At 39.6% G+C, this 21,558-nt stretch carries 19 protein-coding genes; 11 read left to right on the forward strand and 8 right to left on the reverse strand.

From position 1 onward, the window contains the following. Window positions 1-3: 3 nt before the first annotated feature. Window positions 4-792: a zinc ribbon domain-containing protein gene (locus F3059_RS01610; protein ID WP_151166183.1), complete on the reverse strand. Its 789-nt coding sequence runs from the start codon at window positions 790-792 to the stop codon at window positions 4-6. A gap of 3 nt (window positions 793-795) precedes the next feature. Next, complete coding sequence (locus tag F3059_RS01615) at window positions 796-1,890, reverse strand: Nif3-like dinuclear metal center hexameric protein (RefSeq protein WP_151166184.1); 1,095 nt, start codon at window positions 1,888-1,890, stop codon at window positions 796-798. 78 nt (window positions 1,891-1,968) lie between these two features. Between F3059_RS01615 and lpxK the strand changes: the two genes are divergently transcribed. Genes lpxK through F3059_RS01635 form a run of 4 tightly spaced genes read left to right on the forward strand, consistent with a single transcriptional unit; the run spans window position 1,969 to window position 6,430 of the window. Further along, entirely contained in the window at window positions 1,969-3,069 is a 1,101-nt protein-coding gene (gene lpxK / locus F3059_RS01620) for a tetraacyldisaccharide 4'-kinase (protein ID WP_151166185.1), read from the forward strand. Continuing rightward, window positions 3,008-3,853 (forward strand): purine-nucleoside phosphorylase, encoded by an 846-nt coding sequence (locus tag F3059_RS01625; RefSeq protein ID WP_151166186.1) that lies wholly within the window; start codon window positions 3,008-3,010, stop codon window positions 3,851-3,853. Before lpxK ends, F3059_RS01625 begins: the two co-directional genes overlap by 62 nt. 25 nt (window positions 3,854-3,878) lie before the next feature. Next, window positions 3,879-5,321, forward strand: a complete 1,443-nt coding sequence (gene gatB, locus F3059_RS01630; RefSeq protein WP_151166187.1) for an Asp-tRNA(Asn)/Glu-tRNA(Gln) amidotransferase subunit GatB — start codon at window positions 3,879-3,881, stop codon at window positions 5,319-5,321. Next, entirely contained in the window at window positions 5,318-6,430 is a 1,113-nt protein-coding gene (locus F3059_RS01635) for a TlpA disulfide reductase family protein (RefSeq protein WP_151166188.1), read from the forward strand. The genes gatB and F3059_RS01635 overlap by 4 nt, the downstream gene beginning before the upstream one ends. 1 nt (window position 6,431) lies before the next feature. Here F3059_RS01635 and gap read toward each other — a convergent pair whose 3' ends face one another. The 4 genes from gap to F3059_RS01655 all read right to left on the reverse strand — a co-directional run bounded on the left by gap (window position 6,432) and on the right by F3059_RS01655 (window position 12,429). Further along, a complete protein-coding gene (gene gap, locus F3059_RS01640) occupies window positions 6,432-7,427 on the reverse strand; it encodes a type I glyceraldehyde-3-phosphate dehydrogenase (RefSeq protein ID WP_151166189.1) in 996 nt (331 codons plus the stop codon). A gap of 98 nt (window positions 7,428-7,525) precedes the next feature. Continuing rightward, on the reverse strand, window positions 7,526-10,642 hold the full coding sequence (locus F3059_RS01645) for a T9SS type A sorting domain-containing protein (protein ID WP_151166190.1): 3,117 nt from the start codon (window positions 10,640-10,642) through the stop codon (window positions 7,526-7,528). A gap of 130 nt (window positions 10,643-10,772) precedes the next feature. Next, the gene (gene lipA / locus F3059_RS01650; protein WP_151166191.1) at window positions 10,773-11,675 is read right to left on the reverse strand and encodes a lipoyl synthase; all 903 of its coding nucleotides are present in this window, start codon (window positions 11,673-11,675) and stop codon (window positions 10,773-10,775) included. Between the two features lies 1 nt (window position 11,676). Then, entirely contained in the window at window positions 11,677-12,429 is a 753-nt protein-coding gene (locus F3059_RS01655; protein WP_151166192.1) for a hypothetical protein, read from the reverse strand. A 48-nt stretch (window positions 12,430-12,477) separates the two neighbouring features. On the opposite strand from F3059_RS01655, the gene F3059_RS01660 reads away from it, so the two are divergent. Next, window positions 12,478-12,885, forward strand: coding sequence for an OsmC family protein (locus tag F3059_RS01660; RefSeq protein WP_151166193.1), 408 nt, complete (start codon window positions 12,478-12,480; stop codon window positions 12,883-12,885). On the opposite strand, the gene ytxJ is transcribed toward F3059_RS01660, so the two are convergent. Both ytxJ and F3059_RS13820 read right to left on the reverse strand, forming a co-directional pair. After that, window positions 12,872-13,204 carry a bacillithiol system redox-active protein YtxJ gene (ytxJ, locus tag F3059_RS01665; RefSeq protein ID WP_151166194.1) on the reverse strand — a complete coding sequence of 111 codons (333 nt, stop codon included), beginning with the start codon at window positions 13,202-13,204 and terminating at the stop codon, window positions 12,872-12,874. The two genes, F3059_RS01660 and ytxJ, sit on opposite strands and share 14 nt — an antisense overlap. Next, the gene (locus F3059_RS13820) at window positions 13,201-13,332 is read right to left on the reverse strand and encodes a hypothetical protein (protein WP_262713924.1); all 132 of its coding nucleotides are present in this window, start codon (window positions 13,330-13,332) and stop codon (window positions 13,201-13,203) included. The genes ytxJ and F3059_RS13820 overlap by 4 nt, the downstream gene beginning before the upstream one ends. A 108-nt stretch (window positions 13,333-13,440) precedes the next feature. Here F3059_RS13820 and ung point away from each other — a divergent pair, with 108 nt between their 5' ends. The 6 genes from ung to F3059_RS01695 are packed head-to-tail and all read left to right on the forward strand — an operon-like array spanning window position 13,441 to window position 21,517. Then, complete coding sequence (gene ung, locus F3059_RS01670) at window positions 13,441-14,127, forward strand: uracil-DNA glycosylase (RefSeq protein WP_151166195.1); 687 nt, start codon at window positions 13,441-13,443, stop codon at window positions 14,125-14,127. Window position 14,128: 1 nt separating this feature from the next. Then, on the forward strand, window positions 14,129-15,850 hold the full coding sequence (locus tag F3059_RS01675; RefSeq protein ID WP_170264983.1) for a ShlB/FhaC/HecB family hemolysin secretion/activation protein: 1,722 nt from the start codon (window positions 14,129-14,131) through the stop codon (window positions 15,848-15,850). Between the two features lie 2 nt (window positions 15,851-15,852). Beyond that, the gene (locus F3059_RS01680; RefSeq protein ID WP_151166197.1) at window positions 15,853-17,145 is read left to right on the forward strand and encodes a DNA recombination protein RmuC; all 1,293 of its coding nucleotides are present in this window, start codon (window positions 15,853-15,855) and stop codon (window positions 17,143-17,145) included. Next, a complete protein-coding gene (locus tag F3059_RS01685; protein WP_151166198.1) occupies window positions 17,138-18,421 on the forward strand; it encodes a GWxTD domain-containing protein in 1,284 nt (427 codons plus the stop codon). The genes F3059_RS01680 and F3059_RS01685 overlap by 8 nt, the downstream gene beginning before the upstream one ends. Before the next feature lie 5 nt (window positions 18,422-18,426). Beyond that, a complete protein-coding gene (rlmB, locus tag F3059_RS01690) occupies window positions 18,427-19,167 on the forward strand; it encodes a 23S rRNA (guanosine(2251)-2'-O)-methyltransferase RlmB (protein WP_151166199.1) in 741 nt (246 codons plus the stop codon). Window positions 19,168-19,177: 10 nt separating this feature from the next. Next, window positions 19,178-21,517, forward strand: coding sequence for a M1 family aminopeptidase (locus tag F3059_RS01695; RefSeq protein WP_151166200.1), 2,340 nt, complete (start codon window positions 19,178-19,180; stop codon window positions 21,515-21,517). Window positions 21,518-21,558: the final 41 nt, after the last annotated feature.

Consider the following 21,558-nt stretch of genomic DNA (forward strand, 5'->3'; position numbering starts at 1 on the left):
TGATTACTTAATCACATCTTTTAAGTTTTCTGCTTCTTCGTTAGCGAGTTCTTCGTCAACGAGAATACGTCCACTGTGCTCATCAACGATTACTTTCTTGCGAGCAGCAATATCGAGAATACGTTGTGGAGGTATGCGGATGAATGATCCACCCGCAGACTCACGCTCGACAGGAACAACGGCCATACCGTTCTTCACTTTTTGACGAATACGCTTATAAGCCTTTAACAAACGATCTTCGATACTCTTTTCAGCATCTTTAGATGCTTTTTCGAGTTTTTTCTCGTCCTTCTCAGTATCAGCAACGATTTTGTCTAACTCACCTTTTTTGTGGTCCAGTTCTTTTTGACGATCGTTCATATCCTCAACTGTGGCTTCGAGAATTTCAGTCTTGTTTTCAATTCTCGACTTGAATTCTTTGATGCGTTTTTCAGCAAGCTGAATCTCGAGAGACTGAAATTCGATCTCTTTAGAAAGTGAATCGAACTCGCGGTTATTGCGAACATTCTTTTGCTGCTCTTCATATTTCTTGATGAGCGCTTCACTTTCTTTGATCGCATTTTTCTTGGCAGAAACATGACCTTCGAGATCAGAAATTTCTTCCTTGAGTTTTTCGATTCTTGTGTTGAGGCCTTCAACCTCATCTTCTAAATCCTGAACCTGAAGTGGTAATTCACCTCTAACAGTTCTGATTTTATCGATTTGAGTATCGATCAACTGAAGCCTGTAAAGTGCTCTCAGCTTTTCTTCAACACTCAAAAGTTTTGGATCTTTCTCCGCTTTTTTAGCCATAAATCAGAGATATGATATTGGATTGGTATTTACTTTTGACAAATGGATGGCAAAGGTAGAAAAATTTTGCTGAAGTAATTCCACAAATAATTCTGCTGTAAACTGCTCACTCTCAAAATGACCTACATCCGCAATGATAATTTTGCCGTCAGCATCAAAAAACTGGTGGTATTTGTAATCTCCCGTGATGAAAACATCGGCCTTTGCTTTTATTGCGTCATTCAATAAAAAACTCCCGGCACCGCCACAAATAGCGACTTTTTCAATTTTTTCAGATACGATATCAGTATGACGAATCAAGTCTGTTTGGAGTTTTGTCTTGAGCGATTTCAAAAAACTCATCGCTTCAACCGGCTGCGGTAAAAATCCTACCATTCCACTTCCAACTTCCTGATGTTCCTTCGTCAACGGATACACATCGTAAGCCACTTCTTCGTAAGGGTGAGCATTTTTCATTTCGGTCAGAACCGAACCGAGCTTCGGCTTTTCAACAATTACCTCAACCCTTGTTTCCGGCTCTGAATGTAGTGTTCCTATTTCACCAACGTGCGGATCTGCATCCTCTCCGGCTCTGAATGTGCCCTCACCTTTTAGATTATAACTGCAGGAATCGTACTCGCCAATTGAGCCGGCTCCGGCTCTGAACATTGCTTCTCTCACATCATTGACGTTGTCGTGAGGAACAAATACAACTACTTTGCTGAGTATTGAGTTTTTTGGCGACAATATTTCGAGTTTTTCCAGCCCGATTTTTTCTGCGATCTTTTTGTTGACTCCGGTATGAACATTATCCATGTTGGTGTGAGCAGCAATGATGGCAATGTCGTTCTTAATCGCCTTGATCACCGTTCTTTCAACATAATTAGCACCGGTTAGGCTTTTGAGTCCGCCAAAAACGATTGGATGATGGGCCAGAATCACATTGCAATTTTTTTCAATCGCTTCCTGAACCACATCTTCAACACAATCGAGACTGCAGAGAACTCCTTTTACCTCATCGTTCACATTTCCTGTAATCAAGCCCGAGTTATCATAACTTTCCTGATATTGGAAAGGTGCCGATTCGTTGATAAAGCCTACTAAATCTCCTATTTTCATACCTGGACTTTTGCTGCAAAATTACGCTATTGAAAAAACTCATGAAATTTGGAACTCAATGTTGTAATTTCGCGCTTAATGAATCCGATTAGATTGTTGTTATTTCCGTTCGCACTCCTCTACGGAGCCGCGGTTTGGTTGAGAAACCAACTTTACAACATTGGTGTATTTCACGAACACACTTTTGATGTTCCCACTATTGTTGTTGGGAATTTAACTGTTGGTGGCACAGGAAAGACTCCACATACTGAGTATTTAATCAGATTACTATCAAAAGAATACAACATTGCCACACTCAGCAGAGGATACGGCCGAAAAACAAATGGATTTTTGCTTGCTGATATCAACTCAACTCACAAGGATATTGGTGATGAACCCAGGCTTTTCAAACACAAATTTCCGGATCTGACCGTGAGTGTTGATGGAAACAGGGTTCGGGGAATTCAATCGCTATTGGCTCATGACAGTGGTCTCGACATCATTTTACTCGATGACGCTTTTCAGCACAGGAGAGTAAAGCCAGAAGTTAGCATTCTACTTACCGAGTACAGCAAAACATACAAGGAGGATTTCCTTTTGCCGGTTGGGAATTTGCGCGAGCAGGCTTCTAACAGTCAACGCGCTGATGTCATTATCATCACGAAATGTCCGCCTGTTCTTTCTCCGTTGGACAGAAGGGCATTGAGAGACAAAATCGCTCCTCAAACTTATCAAAACGTTTATTTCTCTTACCTCGATTACGGAATTTTACAACCTGTAAACCCAAACCTGAATTCACTACACCACAGGACGGTTTCAAAAGCGCTGCTCTTTACTGGAATTGCTAATTCAGAGCCGCTACTCTATTTTTTAAAATCTCAAAAAATTGAAATTACTCACCTCAAATACGGAGATCACCACAATTTTACTGAAACGGATATTGAACAATTAATCGAGGAGTTTGAACGAATTAACAGAAAGAACGATGCTGTCATCATCACGACTGAGAAAGATTACATGCGCATGATTGGCGAAGAAAAATTTGAGCCTGTTCTTTCAAAACCGCTCTATACTCAGCCAATTGAAGTGAAGTTTCACGGTGATGACCGGGAGGAATTTAATGAGCAAATATTGAATTATGTTAGACGAAATAAAGTCCACAGCGACCTTTCTAAAAAAGAAAATAAATCAAACGCCTGATATTGTTCTCATTCTTGGATCTGGACTGGGAGAATTAGCAACTATCCTCAAAGATCCGGTTGAAGTACTTTACAGCGATATTCCACATTTCCCACAAACTACTGTAGCAGGGCACACTGGCAAATTGACTTTTGGAGAATTGCACGGCAAAAAGATTCTTATCTTCCAGGGAAGATTTCATTACTATGAAGGCTATTCAATGAACGAGGTTATTTTCCCCATTAGAGTTGCCGGATACATGGGCGCTAAAAACTTAATCGTCACCAATGCGGCCGGAGGGTTAAATCCTCAATTTGAAGTTGGTGAAATCATGCTCATTACTGATCACATCAACCAGATGGGGGATAATCCATTGATCGGAAAGAATATTGATGAATTGGGTCCTCGTTTCCCTGATATGACAAAGACTTACTCTAAGGAAATGAACAACTTACTCGTTGATGTAGCCAACAACACTTTTGTATCGTTACAATCGGGAGTGTATGTTGCAGTAAGCGGTCCTACTTATGAAACACCGGCTGAGTTTAAATACCTGCGCATAATCGGTGGTGATGCTGTTGGGATGTCAACTGTTCCTGAAGTCATTGCCGCAAAACACATGGGTATGAATGTCATGGGAATTTCAGTAATTACAGACATGGGAACTGATGAAAATATTGAGCCAATATCACACGAAGAAGTTCAAAGAGTAGCCCAAAACACTGGTAAGACCTTAACTAAATTATTAGAAAACTGGATTAAACAAGTTGATTTGGCGAGCTTACCTGCCAACGAAAACCATTAATTTTGCGTCATTATTTGAATTGACTATGTACGATAAATACGAAGCAGTAATAGGACTTGAAGTCCACGCACAATTAAAAACGAAGACAAAGGCATTTTCGTCAGATCCCAATGCATACGGTGAATTACCCAACCATTTGGTTACACCAGTATCATTAGGGCATCCCGGTACATTACCACAATTCAATGAGAAGTCGCCAGAGTTTGCGGTGAAACTAGGATTGGCGTGTAACTCAAAAATCACGGCTGAAAACCGCTTTTCAAGAAAGAACTATTTCTATGCCGATTTACCTAAAGGCTACCAAATAACTCAGTTTGATACGCCAATCTGCACAGGCGGATACATCGAGATCAAGCTCCAGGAGAGTACAAAAAAGATCAATCTCACCCGTATTCATATGGAGGAAGATTCGGGTAAATCCATTCACGATCAGGATCCGTTTCACACATTGATCGACCTCAACCGTGCCGGGGTTCCACTATTGGAAATTGTAACGGAACCGGATATCAGAAGTGGTGAAGAAGCATATCAGTACCTTTCTGAAGTACGAAAACTGGTTCGCTACCTCGAGATTTGTGATGGAAATATGGAAGAAGGATCGCTTCGTTGTGATGCTAATATTTCGGTCAGACCCAAAGGATCCAAAGAGTTTGGACAAAAGGTAGAGGTCAAGAACATGAACTCGATTCGCAACGTGCAACGCGCGATTGAACACGAGACGAAAAGACAAATTGAAGCTCTCGAAAACAACGAAGAAATATTTCACGAAACGCGCACTTTCAATGCTGTAGATGGAACAACTACCAGTATGCGGAGTAAGGAAATGGACAATGATTATCGCTACTTCACAGAGCCCGATTTACTTCCGCTGGAAATTACTACGGAGTACATCGAGAAGATGAAAAACGAGCTTCCTCCTCTACCGAATGAGCTTTTCAAAAAGTATGTGGAGGATTTCAACCTCTCAGATTATGATGCCGGTATCCTTACAGACTCAAAAGAAATCGCACTCTACTTTGAAGAGGTTGTTTCAAACACGAAGAACTTCAAAGCTGCAGCAAACTGGGTGATGGTAAATGTGAAGTCTTATCTCAACGAGAACGCATTACACATTTCAGACTTCCCTGTTTCACCAAAACAAATTGCAGAGTTGATTCAACTCATTGATGATGGGAAAATCAGTCACTCGGTAGCGTCACAAAACTTATTTCCGGCTCTGACCGAAACATCAAACAAATCACCTCTCGAACTCGCTAAAGAATTAGATCTTATCCAGGATCAAAATGAGGATAATATCAAGCAGGCTATTGAAAGAGTAATTGAAAATAACCCTGATGAAACTGAGCGTTACCGCAACGGTGAAAAGAAATTACTAGGCTTTTTCATGGGACAACTCATGAAAGAAACGCGCGGTAAAGCTGATCCTAAAAAATCAAATTCGTTAATCAGAGAAATGTTAGAATTATGATACGTACACTTTCGCTTTTAACCTTAATCACATTTGCACTTTTCTCTTGCTCTCCTGAAGAGAAGGGAAATGTATCGATTGAAGGAAAAATTGACAATGCTCCTAACCAAACTCAAATTTACCTCTTCCATGTTTCACAGTCAACTCAGGCTGTCGATACGGCTGATTTCAACGAAGACGGAACTTTTAAAATGATTTATGATGTTGATAAGCCCGGTTATTACAGATTGGGGTTCAATAAGGCTAACAACTATGCTTCGTTGATTTTACAGCCAAATGATAAGATTACTGTGAATGGTACTTCAGGCAATTTAGAAGGCTACGCTCAGGTTAAGGGCTCTAAAGATGCAGAAGACTTACAGGAGATGCTCCAATTACAAATGTCCTATTACACGAAGGCTGATAGCCTCAAAAGGGCAATGCAGTATGCACAGCAGAACAAAGATCCTAATTCTTACAGAGAAGCTCTTGGCGTTTTGCAAAACTCAAGATCGCAAATGATGGAGTCGATGAAGACTTTCATCAAAAATCACAAGGGATCAATTGCTAACTTAGCTGCTATAGAGCAACTGAGACCAAATCAGAATTTTGAGTTGTATAAACAGGTTAGAGATGATCTTTCTGAGAAAATGGAAGGTGTTTACATCTATGATCGTTTTGCTCAACGAGTTGAAGGTATCGAAAAAACATCGGTTGGCAGTAAAGCTCCAGAATTAGCATTTCCAAATCCAGAAGGAGAAACTGTAAAACTATCTAGCCTACGAGGCGAATATGTTTTAATCGATTTTTGGGCATCGTGGTGCAAGCCATGTAGAGCTGAAAACCCTAATGTCGTTAGAATGTACAACAAATACAAAGACAAAGGATTTGAAATTTACGGTGTGTCTTTGGATAAAAAGCGCAACGCATGGCTGCAGGCAATTCAGCAAGACAACATTGAATGGGTTCAGGTCAGCGACTTAAAAGGATGGCAATCAGAAGCAGCAGGCATTTACAGCGTTAGCTCTATACCGGCAACATTCCTTCTCAATCCTGAAGGTGAAATCATTGCCAAAAACCTTAGAGGCAGAGAGCTTGAAAACAAGCTTCAGGAAATATTTGAATCCTAATTTACTTTTTTGAAACAAGTTCAATGAGGTCGGCTAGTCTGGTTGAGTAGCCGATCTCGTTATCGTACCAGCCCACAACTTTTACCATATTGCCAATTACACTCGTCAATAATGCATCGAATATACTCGAATGCTTGTTGCCCTGAATATCTACTGAAACAACAGGGTCTTCTGTATATTCCATAATCCCTTTCAACTCATTTTGAGCAGCTTTTTTGAATGCTTCATTGACCTGTTCAATAGTCAATTCATCTTTGATGATGAATGTCATATCTGTCAATGAACCATCGGGTACTGGTACACGGATTCCGGCTCCACCCATGTGGCCGTCTAGCTCGGGAAATATCTTTGTTATTGCCTTTGCAGCACCCGTTGTTGTTGGAACAATGCTCATAGCTGCTGCTCGAGCTCTTCTCAAATCAGAATGAGGAGCATCCTGTAGTTTTTGATCACTCGTGTAAGAGTGAACAGTCGTGATGTAAGCGGCTTCTATTTCGGTCAGATCCTTCATAACCTTTACCAAAGGCGCAGCAGAATTGGTAGTACATGAAGCATTGCTAATTATTTGTTCAGAACCATCAAGAATACCCTCATTGATCCCGATGCAAACACTTTTAATGTCATCACTTTTGGGTGGTGCAGAAAGAATTACCTTTTTGGCTCCGGCTTTAATGTGTAAACCTGCTTTGTCGATCGTTCTAAAGATACCTGTAGATTCAACTATAATATCAATATTCAAATCTTTCCAGGGTAAATTCTCTGGTGAACGTTCACTGAACATTTTAATCTCCTTGCCATCAATTGAAATTGAATTTTCATTCCATGACACATTTCCCTGGTACTTACCATGTACAGTATCGTACTTGAATAAGTGACCAAGTATAGACGGTTCTGAAAGATCATTAACTGCAACTAGATTGACATCACTACGAGTTATTAACTCTCTAGTGAGCATTCTTCCAATTCTTCCAAAACCATTTATTGCAACATTTATCATATCGAGTGACTTTCCGACAAATTTAACGGCTTATCATAAAAAAAGCCTCCAAATTGGAGGCTTTTTCAAAATATTAACTGAAATAAGTTATCTCATAATTACTTCACTACAATAAAGCGAGCAGTCTTTTTAACGCTGCCATTAGTAATTGTAGCGATATAAGTTCCGCCTTTAAAGTCTGATACATTTAGGCGAAGCTTTTTCTTACCGGATTGATTTGCTTTATCAGTAAATGATCTAACGAGTTTTCCACTCAGGTCATAGATAGCGACATCTACTTCTTCGTTTGCTGAAGCTGAGTATTCAAATGTTCCCACATTTGACATTGGATTTGGATACACTTTCATTTCAATGTCTCCATTTTTATCAGCAAAATCAGGATACTCTGGAGTTGAATTTACAAGATCACTTGTTCTCCAGATACCTCTACCATGAGTACCAGCGTAGATAACTTCATTGTTTGTCGCTTCAGTCCAACCTAATTTTTGCTGACGAACCTCAAAAACAGGAACGTTAGCTAAAGTTGCATTCTCATTACTCCAGGTAACGTTTGTACCGGAAGTTGAAAAATCTGAAGTTGACCAGATACCAAAGTCAGTACCTAGAAGTACAATGTTAGGATCCAACACATGATATTCAGCATCGTAAACCGGGAAATCTTCAAGATTACCCTGAGCATTTCTAGCTACAGCTGCACCAGGTGCAGAAACAGCGTTATCTAGTTCATAAACGTGGTTTTGATTTCCGTAATTACCAACTGTTACAAGAACTTTCTCAGGATCGTTAGGGTGAATTGCAAAACCAGTTATGTTGTTATTTTGACCAGCACTGAATAAATTCCCATTGTGCGTCAGAACGTTTGCTGGATCATCCTCCATATAAAGGTTTCTGAAACCACTAAATCTATGTACACGGCCATTTCGAGTTCCAACGAATAAGTGATTACCATCTTGAGAGAATTTGAGTGATCTTATTCCAGTGATCCCCCAAATATCAGCAAGATTATGCCATTCAGGTATAGTGTTATCTAAAACTTCTCTTGAGAAAATGATACCTGCATTTGTAACAGAAGCCATATATCCTTGTACAGGGTCCTGAATTCTTACAGAGTCTCCAACATTAAGTGCTGTTGTTAGTGTATAATCAAATGGATAATCTAATGTAGCACTATTGATTTTTAGCACATCTCCATTGTTAAATGTAGCTGCATAATAACCAAAGAAATCTGACTGATCTGCCGGAGCAGCGTCAAAGCTGAAGCTATAGTCGTAAGTATTGTAATCAAAAGTACCAACACTATCGCCATCTGTATTTTCTAAAACTCCATCACCATCATAATCATTTACCCTTTGAGGATTTCCTGGTGTTGGGTTAAAGAAAGAAATACTTCCTGGTGCAATTTCAGCCGCTGGTTGGTTTGGCACAACAGTACCTGAAAATGCTACCTGACTACCTGTGAGTTTTCCTAAAAACTGCTCTACAGTATCAGCTCTAAAGGTAATTGAATCAATACTTGTTGAATCATCAGCACTTTCCCAAATATCAAACTTTGTGTTAAAAGGAGCTTTTCCTAAACCAGCGTAAGGTGAAGTAGAATTAAAAGATCCCCTAAACTCAAAAAATGGTGTTGAGGTACTTGGTGGCTCAAACTTGATAATACGGTTGTAATAGAGCGAAACGAATCCAATTTCTCCTAGTTTGGAAATCTCGGTATCAAAACCGTCACCACCGGCAACTTCAACTCCATCTGTAGTACCACCGATGTCTGTATCACCAGTTTCAAGAAGGAAAGTACCATTATCCTGAGTACCACCTAAAACCTGACCCTGTGGCCCTACAGCAATATCGTAGAATTGAGTAGTAGTAAAATTACGGTTTAGCGTAGAAAATGACATACTTCCACTTGTTGCGTTGTAACTTACTCCAACACCACCGTCATTACCAATATACATTGTATTAGGATTGTTAGGATCAAAAGTGAAGTAGTGCTGATCGGCATGAACGTAAATACCAGAAAATGGACTTGCAAAAGTTTCAGCTACGCGAATCCATGAGCCATCGATTTTGTAAATCTGAACTCCACCGATCATTAATTTTTCACAATCATTTGGAAATACTTCAAGAGCAAGATCATAGAAACCCTGACCTGTTCCAAATAGGTTAAATGTAGAATCAAGCGTTGTTGTAGGAGGCAAAGGTGAATTAACTGACCAATTCAAACCACCGTCAGTTGATCTAAATACTCCTCCCAGGTCTCCACTATTAGTTGTAATAGCGTAAACGTAATTTGGATCAGAGTCACAATAATCTAAATCAATTCTTTCAATAGAAGCCGGGATTTGACCGGGTGCAGGTTGATAGCTGCAGTCAACAGTGGGATCATCAGAATACCATACACCAATACCAAGTCCAACTAAAACTCTTCCATCTGGAGTAATTTCGATATCCTGAACAAATGCATTATCCTGTGTGCAATTTGCTGTTAAGGTTTTCAATGGCTTCGTCCAGGTTTCACCACCATCAGTAGATACAAACAATCCATTAGAAGTACCAGCAAATACCTTGTTATCGTCATCAGGATGAACTTTAAGTCTGTTAACATAAGACCAATCCTGATTTGTATTGTATGCTGCAGGAATAGTTGATTGTAATTGCTCAAAAGTTTCACCGCCATCAGTAGATTTAAAAACACCACCACCTGGCATAGGTGCTGAACCTTCAAATTCAGATCCTGTACCCACATAGATTGTTCCATCAGGCCCCTGATCAATAGTAGAGATAATTAAACTTGGCATAAGATCATTGATCGGTTCCCAGGTTGATCCACCATTAAAACTCTGGAAAAGACCACCGGAAACACTACCAGCAATCAAATGTTGAGAATCTTGATTGTCAACAAGGATTGCTCTTGTACGGCCCCCTTGATTATCAGGGCCCATACTCTCCCAGTTAAGTCCTAATTGAGATGTTTTATTAGCTCTTTGTCTTGCAACTTTTTCTCTCGCTTCAAAAACGTCTTTTGGTTCAAACTTTCCTGTATTAACGTTTGCTCTCAACTCACTGAAGATTTTATCTCCACCCATCAAACGTTTTGCTTCATTATTCCCCTCTTCACGAGGCGCATATTGAGGTGTTTTTGGAATAATTTCTCCAAAAATGAAATACGCCCCAACTAATCCTGCGGCTATCGAGCTCAGTAAAACTTTAATCTTCATAGATTTACGTTCTTTAAACTATTTTTAAAAAATCTGTGCCAATTTATATTATTTTAACAACTAAGAAAAATTAAATTTAATTTCCGGTAGTTTTCCCTACATATTCGGGATGAAATTGGCGCTTTTCGGCTTATTTATCAATGTGTTTCTCGGCATGGTAGCTGGATCTAACAAGCGGACCACTCTCCACATATTTAAATCCTTTTTCCAGCCCTATTCTTTTATATTCAGCAAACTTCTCTGGTGTAATAAACTCATCTACGGGCAAATGGTTCGGTGTTGGTTGTAAGTATTGTCCCAGAGTCAGGATGGAAACTCCTACTGAACGAAGATCATCCATCGTTTCAATTATTTCTTCTTCAGTTTCTCCAAGTCCTAACATGATTCCACTCTTGGTTGTCATTCCGCCTTTTTTGAGTCTAAATAGAACTTCTAAGCTTCTATCGTACTTAGCTTGTATGCGGACTTGCTTTGTCAATCTTCTAACTGTTTCGAGATTATGTGAAACAATTTCAGGAGCTACTTCAATTACTCGCTGAAGGTTTCCCCACTCTCCTCTAAAATCAGGTATAAGAGTTTCAAGTGTGGTTCCGGGACTCAATCTACGTACGGCTCTGACCGTTTCAGCCCATATTTCAGATCCACCGTCTTTAAGGTCATCCCGATCGACTGATGTTAAAACGCAATGCTTAACTCCCATCAATTTCACAGATTTTGCTACTCTTACAGGTTCAAATGGATCAACTTTATCTGGTTTACCGGTTGCCACGTTGCAAAAGCCACAAGACCTGGTACAAACATTCCCGAGAATCATAAAGGTGGCTGTTCCTGCTCCCCAGCACTCACCCATATTTGGGCAGTTTCCACTCTCGCAAATCGTATGGAGCTTGTAGTTGTCTACAATCTCTCTAACTTCACGGTATTCTTTTCCAGTAGGTAATTTAACACGAAGCCATTTTGGCTTGTTTTTCATTACTCTACCTTCTTTGTTGTGAATAGATGTCTTACGTTGCTTTGTAGCTACTTCAGCCATATTATATAATCTTCTTTCCGAATTGAATATTTAAGTAAAATGTCAACCACAACTGGTTGTTGTCAGTATTTGCCATGATCGGAACCTCTTTGCTATATGCATCTAAAACGGCTCCAACCTCTAAAGCTTTCAATGTTTTATCGAGCGGTGCGTATTCAAAGTTCATCGCTACTCGTGCCGAAGCTCCCGGCACTAATGAGGAGTTTGCTAACCCGGTAAAAATTCCCGCTCTGCCGTGGATTATATTTGGATTATGAATCTCAGGATCGTAGCGCTCTACATTGATAATATCTGGTCTTGCAATTGTACCCTGCTCGGTAATTTCTAAATAGACCGGCTTTACTATTCCAAGGATAGGACCTCCAGAATAAACCCAACTAATCTCAACTCCTTTTTTCAACTCTTTCCCAAAAATCACATCTTGTCTACCAATGTGCATTCTCAAAGAGGTCAATGAATTTATTTTACCAAAAAAGTATCCTCTGGCATTATCATTATACGGGTTATAAACTTTCTTTTCCTTTGGATGCTTCATCATCAATAACTCGGCACTCCAAATCCGTTTCGATGAACCTGTCAAATATTGAGAATAGCGAAAGTTTACGCCAAAACCATGTGAATGGACAACCCCACCGCCAGAATAATCGGCACTGTAATACAGCTTTGTGTCGTCATCACTTTGGGCTCTGACCGAAGTAAAAGCCATAGCGATGATGAATAATAGATTAATTGTGATAGCTTTGAGTACTCTCATGAAAAAACAAATGTAGTGAAATAACGCATATAGGATTTTAATTGTTTTATGAAAATTGCAGCTTTAGAATACAAAGGAAATTTAAGAGTTGAATCTGTTCACCTCAATTCAAACCAATTGATTTTTACCGATGCTCCAAAAGACAACAATGGAGAGGGAAGAGCGCATTCTCCCACCGATTTATTTTGTGTTTCTCTCGCGAGTTGTATGCTTACGATGATCGGTATTAAAACCAAATCTTTGGATTTTGATCCATCTGGTACAAAGGCTGAAGTCCACAAAACGATGGATAGTGATCCCAGAAAAATCAAACAAATAGATATTCACTTCCAGTGGAATCAGAAAATTCAAGACAATAAGCTAAGAGAATTATTGACTCAAACAGCATTGAATTGCCCTGTTAGTTTGAGTATTAACCCTGACATCACTTTAAATACTTACTTCAACTTTGAATAGTGGTTAATGACTCAGCTTCAATATTGTTGTGTGACTCATGATGAACCACTTTGCCATTATCTATGACAATCAACTGGGGAGATTCGTGATATACTTTGAAATTATCTGCAATTATTTGAGATAATTGCCTGTTGCGAATAACATCAACTTCAAATATATCTACATCAGAAAATTCAGCCTTCCAATCAGACTGAAAAGACCGTTTAACCCAACTACTAACACCACAGCGTGAACTGTGCTTAAAAATAGCAAAGCTATATGGCTTCTCCTCTAATAAACGGTTTAACTCTTCCTCACTTTTGAGTTCGTGCCAACTCATGAACGTACATCAGTCGTTTTTTGAGGAGTTGCATCACCGTAAGCAGGACACTTTTCGTGACTTTTGCAAGAACTTATTAAAACTCCCAATACAAATACGACTAAACCAGTTAGGACTACTTTTTTCATTAGTTTCGAATTTTAATGTTGAACAAAGGTAAAGGATAATTACAATTATTCAATTTTACCGTTGTTTAGTTTTCACCATTAAAACGTGAATATCAAACAAGTGTTGCCATGAGTGAGCTAAAAATCAACCCTCAAATAGAACCTTCGTGGTTAGAGGTTTTAAAAGAAGAGTTCGAAAAAGATTACTTTAAATCGATTAAAGAACATCTTATTGAAGACAAAAAGAACCACACGATCTATCCTCCCGGAAGCATGATTTTTGAGGCATTCAATCAAACTCCTTTTGATAATACCAAGGTTGTTATTCTAGGTCAGGATCCTTACCACGGACACGGTCAGGCTCACGGAATGTGTTTTTCTGTGCAAAAAGGAGTTGCCATCCCTCCCTCTCTCAAGAATATTTACCAGGAATTAAAAAAAGACCTTGGAATTGAGCCCCCAAACCACGGACACCTCATGAGTTGGGCTAAAGAAGGCGTGTTCTTGCTCAATGCATTTTTGACGGTCAGAGCCAAATCACCTGCATCGCACCGCAAAATTGGATGGGAGAAATTTACAGATCAGGTGATTAAATTACTCTCTGATCATAAAGAACATCTCGTTTTCATCCTCTGGGGAAACTTTGCCAAACAAAAACAAGAATACATTGACACGGATAAACATTGTGTGATTACCTCACCTCATCCCTCACCTTTTTCAGCAAATAATGGTTTCTTTGGCAGCAAACCCTTTAGCAAAGCAAATGAATACTTACAATCTAAAGGGATTGAACCCGTTAATTGGGAAATTAAATAAAGTGAAAATACGGCTAGCATTCATATTTATAGTAGTCGCACAATTTGCTTACTCTCAAAACTGGAGTTTCCGTTTTCCTATAGACTCAGTAGATGTATCCAAAATTGAACTGGATGAAGAGTCGCTTACTCCGGTAAAAAAATCATTATTGGAAATCCAAAGTGATCTCTATCAAAACGGTTATTTAGCAGCCTCAATTGATAGTTTCAAAATTGATTCTGCATCAGCAATCATTAGTGTTTATCTCAAGAAAGGAGATTCGTACAAATGGACTTCTCTAAACCCCGGCAATACCGATGAAGGAATACTTTCCAAATTAGGTTACCGAACAAAAGTCTATCGAAATAAACCTGTAAACAGTAAACAGGTTGCAAATCTGCTCGATGATCTCATTACTCATTATGAAAACAATGGATTCCCATTTGCATCAGCCCAATTAGATTCTCTTAAAGTTGATGGAAATGATATTGAAGCATCTCTCTATGTAGAGAAAGGAACGAAAGTCACAATCGATTCAATAAGGTTTATATCAGAAGATAAACTACCTGAAAACTATTTGGCTAACTACATCAACATCACGAAAGGATCTCTGTACAGTGAAAAGAAAATCGGGCAAATTGAAACCCGTTTTCAGGAGCTGTCATTTGCCAATTTATCCAGAAAACCTGAAGTTCTGTTTGGGAAGAATAACACTATTTTGGTTCTGACCGTGAAAAAAGAAAAAGCGAACAACATTGACGGGGTTTTAGGTTTTCAACCTCAGGAAGATGAAAATGAAGACCCAATATTTACTGGCGATGTACAACTGAACTTTAAAAATGCCCTTGGAATAGCCGAAAAAATTGCGCTGCAATGGAAAAGACTCCAGGATCAAACTCAACGAATCGATTTGGAAGTTGAGATACCTTACATTTTTAAAACACGTTTTGGTGTATCAGGCGAGTTGGGCATTTACCGGCTAGATACTTCATTTACCAATATTGAGCAACAACTCGGCATTCATTATTACTTGCGTGGAGACGATAAAATCACGGCATTTATCAATCAGTCATCAACAAATTTGATCTCAACAGAGCAATTTGAACAAAATACATCTCTCCCTGAAAATGCAGATGTCTCTTATTTATCTTACGGCCTGGGAGCAACAATAAGCAACCTTGATTATCGATTGAACCCCTCAAAAGGTTATGAATTAAAAATAAAAGGGCTTGTTGGGAATAAAGAAATAGAACGAAATCCGGCACTTGAAAACGTGGATTACGACAGTATTGAACTCTCTACTACTCAATACAAAACCCAGCTCAATTTCAATCACTACATTCCATTAGCTGAGCGACTCGTTTTTAACAACAACGTTCAGGGAGGCTTGCTCTACAACGAATCGCTGTTCAAAAATGAGCTGTTTAGAATTGGCGGATTGCGCACTTTGCGTGGCTTTGATGAGGAAAGTATCTTTGCCTCGAGCTATGCAATCCATAAATCAGAGATCCGTTATATCTTAGAGCGAAATTCCTTTGTTTATGGCTTTTTCAACTGGGCATGGTACGAACGTGACATTTCAAACGAATTCGTAACTGATGTGCCTTACGGTTTTGGAGCCGGAGTTAGCTTTGAAACAAAAGCGGGAATTTTCACAATTAATTACGCGCTGGGAAAACAGTTTAATAACCCTGTCACATTCAGATCCGGAAAAGTGCATTTCGGATTTGCGAACTTCTTTTAATAATGGAAATAACAACGATCATATTATTAGTTTGCATCGGCATAATCGGGTTTGTGATCGGTAAGTTGATCGAGCAAAAAAACACCAGGTCCAGATTAGCAAAATCTGAGAATGAAGCTGTAAAAGCGAGTCAGGAGCTGGAATCTTCTCAAAAACATACCCAATACTGGCAAAAGCAAGCTGAAAAAGCTGACTTGCGTATTCAACAATTAATTGAAACGAAAGCTTCGCAGGAGAAAACGATCGAATACCTCCAGGAGCAAACACAAACACTCAAAAAAGTACGGGAAGACTTCAACAAAGAGTTCAACGCCATTGCTGATAAGCTTTTTAAAGAACACGCCAAATCGTTTTCTGAAACGAGTAAATCTGAACTCAATCAACATCTACTTCCATTCAAAGATCAACTCAAAAGTTTTGAAGATAAAGTTGAGTCGCTCAAAACACGAAACATTGAACAACACGCGGCTCTCAACAATCAGCTCAAGAGTTTAACCGAGCTCAACAAAACAATCGGAAAAGAAGCTGAAAATCTCATCAACGCGCTAAAAGGAGACAACCAAAAACAGGGAGCCTGGGGAGAAGTTATTTTAGAACGAGTTCTGGAAGAATCTGGACTTCAAAAGAACAGGGAATACGAGGTTCAACACTCAACATCCAATCAGGAATCGCGACAAATAAAACCCGATGTCATCGTTCACCTTCCCGAGAACAAACACATTATCATCGACTCTAAAGTTTCACTCAAAGCCTATGAGCAGTATGTTTCGGCCAATGATACTGAAGAGCGAAAAAAAGCCGGGCAGTTACACGCTGCTTCACTCAAAAAACACATAGCCGGGCTCAGCCACAAACAATACGAAACAGCCAAAGGCCTCACAGCTCCGGATTTCGTTTTGCTCTTCCTGCCAATCGAAGCTGCTTTTAGCACCGCTTTACAGTCAGATCCAAAACTTTTCACCGATGCATGGGAAAAAAGAATCGTGATTGTGAGCCCCACAACCCTGCTGGCAACGCTTAAAACGATTGAATCTATCTGGAAACAGGAACGACAAAACAACCACACAAAAGAAATTGCTGAGCAAGGTGGGAAGCTTTATGATAAATTTGTAAACTTTATTGCCGATTTGGAGCGTGTAGATAAAGAATTATCGCAGGCGCAAAAAGCTCTTGATGATGCTCACAACAAATTGCATACAGGGAAAGGAAGTCTCGTTTCAAGAGCTGAAAAAATGAAAAAACTTGGAGCCAAAGCACGACACCAAATCCCAGATAAATTCACCAACGATGAATAGATTTTTTTCAATACTCGTCATTGTTCTTGCAGCTTACTTCTTTCAGGGGTGTGCCTCAACAAAGTCGATCAGTAACAGCAACCTCTCCAGTCTTTACAAACGAGGGAATAAACTCTTAGAACCTGAATTTGATGTTTTTCATAAAAAGCACGGACAAACTGATGTCCACTTTAAAGTGAATACCAAACAATTGTTGTACGTCCGCAATCCGGCTGACAGCCTTTACAGCGGAAAAATCAAGATATCGTATTTACTCTACAAGCATTTCGACTCAAATGAACTTATCGACAGTGCATCAACTGTCCTGACTGATGTTACCGATTCTCTTCAAAGTAAAAATCTCTATGGCAAGTTTTCACTGACAATACCAATCGGAAACCGATATATATTGCGGGTTAAAACAACAGACCTCAACCGAAAACAAGAAACAGAGAAACTCATTCTCCTCGATCGTGAAACACCAACTAACAGGCAAAACTTTTTGGTTCTGAACGAAAAAACAAACCTTCCTTTTTTCAAGAAGTACGGAACCGAAAAAGACTCGTTGAGAGTTGTGTACAACATGCTTTTAGCTGCTGATGAAGTGACGGTTGATTTTTATCAGCGTGATTTCCCTGTTGCTCCTCCTCCATTTGCCGTTTACAAAAGAGAGCCTTTCAGTTACGAGCCCGATTCCAGTTTTACAGTAACAACCGGATCTGACAGTAGCTTTCATTTTACTCCTTCAAAAAAAGGCTTTTACCACTTTAAGGTAGATAGTAAAAGTAGAGAAGGATTGACGTTTTATCACTTTGATAAGCAGTTCCCTGAAATCTACAAAGTTGAGGATATGATCTCAGCTCTACGGTTTATCACCAGCAAACGCGAATATGAGCAATTACAAACTGCTCAAAACAAAAAGGTAGCTGTTGACAGTTTTTGGATTCAATTAGCTGATAGCAAAAAAAGAGCTCGTGAACTCATTAAAACTTTTTATAACCGCGTTCAAAATGCAAACTATTTTTTCACCTCTTACAAAGAAGGTTGGAAAACAGATCGCGGAATTGTCTATTTAGTTTTTGGTCCGCCAGAGATTGTCTATAAATCTTCAACAGGTGAAAGCTGGATTTACGGAGAAGAAAATAATTACCTCTCCACTACTTTCAACTTTGTCAAGATGAACAATCCATTTTCTGATAACGACTACTTACTCAAACGATCTCCAAGTTATAAAAACGCATGGTACCGCGCTGTTGAGAAATGGCGTGAAGGACGTGTTTCATCATTAGATTATTAATTATTGTGAAGAAAGAACAACTCATTTTTGGAATTCACCCAATCGAAGAAGCGATTGAAGAAGGGAAAACGATTGAAAAAATTTTCTTGCTTAAAGGTGACACAGGCGAGGGAATTAAAATGGTTCAAAATCTTGCCCGAAACCATGAAATTCCATTTCAATACGTCCCGCATCAAAAGCTAGAAAGACTAACAAAGAGTAATCACCAGGGAGCAATAGCCATTTTATCTCCGGTTGATTATCATGCCCTGGAAGATGTAGTTGTAGAAGTATTGGAAAGAGGAGACGATCCTTTTATTCTTCTCCTTGATGGAATTACCGATGTTCGAAATTTTGGCGCTATTGCCAGATCTGCTCAGGCAGCCGGAGTTCACGCTATCGTTGTTCCAAACAAAGGTGCTGCTCCAATTAATGAAGATGCGATCAAAACATCGGCCGGTGCGCTTTTGAAAATTCCAATTTGCAAGGAAGCACACCTCGCTGATGCTGTTTATCTGCTTCAGCAAAGCGGGATTCGCGTAATTAGCCTGACCGAAGAAGGAAAAGAATCGATCTACGACAAAACGATCAATGGTCCGGTTGGCATTATCATGGGCAACGAAGACAAAGGTATTTCTAAAAAGCTCTTGAAAATCAGCGATGAAACAGCACACATCCCAATGCCTGGGAATTTAGATTCCCTCAATGTAAGTGTGGCTTCCGGAGTAACGCTATTCGAAATTGTGCGTCAACGACTTAAAGGTTAAAAAAACTGCTATGAAAAATTCATTTCTCATTCTGTTCCTGTTTTTATCGGTAATGGTCAGATCGCAGGTGACTTACGACAACATGGAAAATCTCCGTTCAGATTCGATCGATGTTTTGCATTATCACCTCGATTTAGACATGACACAAACCGAAAACCAGTTTATAAGTGGAGCCGCTACCGTGAAATTCAGCTCGCTGGATGACGGATTACAGCACCTACCACTCGATCTGCTGGCTCTGACCGTTGATAGCGTAAAACAAGAAAATCAACAATTGAATTTTTCTTATAATGACACACTGCTCATCATTAATCTGGGCAGAGTGGTTGACTCTAGCGATGTTGATTCAGTAGTTGTACATTACAGCGGTTCGCCAACTCAGGATGCAACCTGGGGCGGGTTTTTCTTTTCAGGGAACTACGCGTATAACATGGGAGTTGGATTTGATGCTAAACCGCACAATTACGGACGTATTTGGCACCCTTGTTTTGATAATTTTAAAGAAAGGGCTACTTACTCATTCAATGTAAAAACAGATGACAATCAGGTATCGACCTGTAATGGGATTTTGGTCAATGAAACGCAAAATGGACAAGTAACGACAAGACAGTGGGAACTGAATGATGCAATCCCGAGTTATTTAGCCTGTATTGCAGTTGCCCCTTACGCAACGGTTCATCAAAACCACCGTAACATCCCGATTGAACTCTACTCACTTCCATCTGACACCAACAATTTAAAAGCCTCTTTTTCCACTCTTCCCGATGCGATGGACGCTTACATAGATAATTATGGTCCATATCGATTCAGCAAAGTAGGCTACTCGATTGTTCCATTTAATGCAGGCGCAATGGAACACGCGACCAATATTGCTTATCCGCGCTATGCGATTGACGGTACACTGGGAAATGAAACACTGATGGCTCATGAGCTCTCTCATCACTGGTGGGGCGATTTAGCAACTTGTGAAACACCTGAGGAAATGTGGCTCAACGAGGGAATGGCCAGTTTTTCAGAATACCTTTATCTGGAACACGTTTACGGCTACGATCGTGCAAAACAAGCTATCAAACAAACACTTGAAACAGTGGTCAAGAGAGCTCACATTGACGAAGATGAGTTCAGGCCAGTATCTGGCGTGCCGCATCAGTACACTTATGGACGCCATGTTTACGACAAAGGATCTCTTGTAGCTCACAACCTGCGTTTCTACCTTGGTGATTCTACATTCTTTAACGGAGTTGAATCCTTTCTCGATCAATACAGGTTTAAAACCATGAACTCTGAACAGCTCCGCGATCATCTGAATACTCAATCTACAACTGATATTTCTCCGTTTTTTGACGATTGGGTTTTTGGTGCCGGATTTCCAACAATTGAAATCGAAGAGTTTAGTTCGAGCCAATCAGGCAATAATTACGCTATTGAGCTCACAACTGAGCAAAAGCTGTTTGGAGCTGACGAGTTTTACACGAATGTTCCGGTCAATATCACTTTTTACGGTCAGAACCGGGAGAAGCACACTGTTCGTGTTGTTCATGATAGTCAGTTTGCAACACATTACATCAACAATGTTCCGTTTGACCCTCAGTTTGTAACAGTAAATGAGGATGTCAAACTTGCGCAAGCTGTATTAGATGACTTTTACGAGATTGAATCGCCCGGTCAGTTGACAGCCGATTACAGCAATTTTGATCTCGATGTAAAGCAAGTTTCAGACTCTGCTCTTTTGCGAGTTGAACACTATTATTCAGCCGCTGATGAAGTCGACAAATCTTTTCAGCCATATAAAATCTCAAATACGCATTACTGGCGAGTTGATGGTATTATCCCAATTGATTTCCACGCTACAGGATCACTGCAATACAGTGCATCAGGCACAAACTCATTCCTCGACACAGGACTGGTAAGTACAACTGAAGATAGTCTGATTCTACTTTACAGAGAAATTGGAAGTGACCAATGGAGCGAGTATCCTCACTACTCAAAAAATGTACTTGGGAACCCGAATAACGGTTTTGGTTTGATTCAGCTCGATACAGTGTTGTTAGGTGAATATGCTTTTGCGAATCTCGATCACTCTGTACTGGGAAAGAGTGAACTAAAAATGCCTTCTGAAAAAGATTACAAGCTATATCCTAATCCAACTAAAGACTTTGTAAATGTAAGTTGTAATGAATGCAAAGGCTCAAAATTGTCTTTGTTCAATGTGAAAGGACAACTGATCAAAGAGGATGAATTGACTCAGGATCTGACCAGAATCCAATTACCTGATAGCACAGGCAAATACATTTACATCATCAAAGACGATGATAAAATTCTTGAACGCGGAACATTGATTTCGCAATAGAATTTTTACCAAACAAAAAAAGCGAGTGTCTCCACTCGCTT

Origin of the sequence: Salibacter halophilus (genome assembly GCF_008806325.1) — a bacterium.
Taxonomy (GTDB): Bacteria; Bacteroidota; Bacteroidia; order Flavobacteriales_G; family Salibacteraceae; genus Salibacter; species Salibacter halophilus.

Coding starts and splice junctions, on each gene's coding strand:
- F3059_RS01635 (WP_151166188.1), top strand. CDS start 5,318: ATGATACGTACACTTTCGCTTTTAACCTTAATCACATTTGCACTTTTC.
- gatB (WP_151166187.1), top strand. CDS start 3,879: ATGTACGATAAATACGAAGCAGTAATAGGACTTGAAGTCCACGCACAA.
- ytxJ (WP_151166194.1), bottom strand. CDS start 13,204: ATGAGTTGGCACGAACTCAAAAGTGAGGAAGAGTTAAACCGTTTATTA.
- lpxK (WP_151166185.1), top strand. CDS start 1,969: ATGAATCCGATTAGATTGTTGTTATTTCCGTTCGCACTCCTCTACGGA.
- F3059_RS01625 (WP_151166186.1), top strand. CDS start 3,008: ATGTTAGACGAAATAAAGTCCACAGCGACCTTTCTAAAAAAGAAAATA.
- F3059_RS13820 (WP_262713924.1), bottom strand. CDS start 13,332: ATGAAAAAAGTAGTCCTAACTGGTTTAGTCGTATTTGTATTGGGAGTT.
- F3059_RS01645 (WP_151166190.1), bottom strand. CDS start 10,642: ATGAAGATTAAAGTTTTACTGAGCTCGATAGCCGCAGGATTAGTTGGG.
- F3059_RS01695 (WP_151166200.1), top strand. CDS start 19,178: ATGAAAAATTCATTTCTCATTCTGTTCCTGTTTTTATCGGTAATGGTC.
- lipA (WP_151166191.1), bottom strand. CDS start 11,675: ATGGCTGAAGTAGCTACAAAGCAACGTAAGACATCTATTCACAACAAA.
- ung (WP_151166195.1), top strand. CDS start 13,441: ATGAGTGAGCTAAAAATCAACCCTCAAATAGAACCTTCGTGGTTAGAG.
- F3059_RS01660 (WP_151166193.1), top strand. CDS start 12,478: ATGAAAATTGCAGCTTTAGAATACAAAGGAAATTTAAGAGTTGAATCT.
- F3059_RS01610 (WP_151166183.1), bottom strand. CDS start 792: ATGGCTAAAAAAGCGGAGAAAGATCCAAAACTTTTGAGTGTTGAAGAA.
- F3059_RS01615 (WP_151166184.1), bottom strand. CDS start 1,890: ATGAAAATAGGAGATTTAGTAGGCTTTATCAACGAATCGGCACCTTTC.
- F3059_RS01680 (WP_151166197.1), top strand. CDS start 15,853: ATGGAAATAACAACGATCATATTATTAGTTTGCATCGGCATAATCGGG.
- F3059_RS01685 (WP_151166198.1), top strand. CDS start 17,138: ATGAATAGATTTTTTTCAATACTCGTCATTGTTCTTGCAGCTTACTTC.
- F3059_RS01655 (WP_151166192.1), bottom strand. CDS start 12,429: ATGAGAGTACTCAAAGCTATCACAATTAATCTATTATTCATCATCGCT.
- gap (WP_151166189.1), bottom strand. CDS start 7,427: ATGATAAATGTTGCAATAAATGGTTTTGGAAGAATTGGAAGAATGCTC.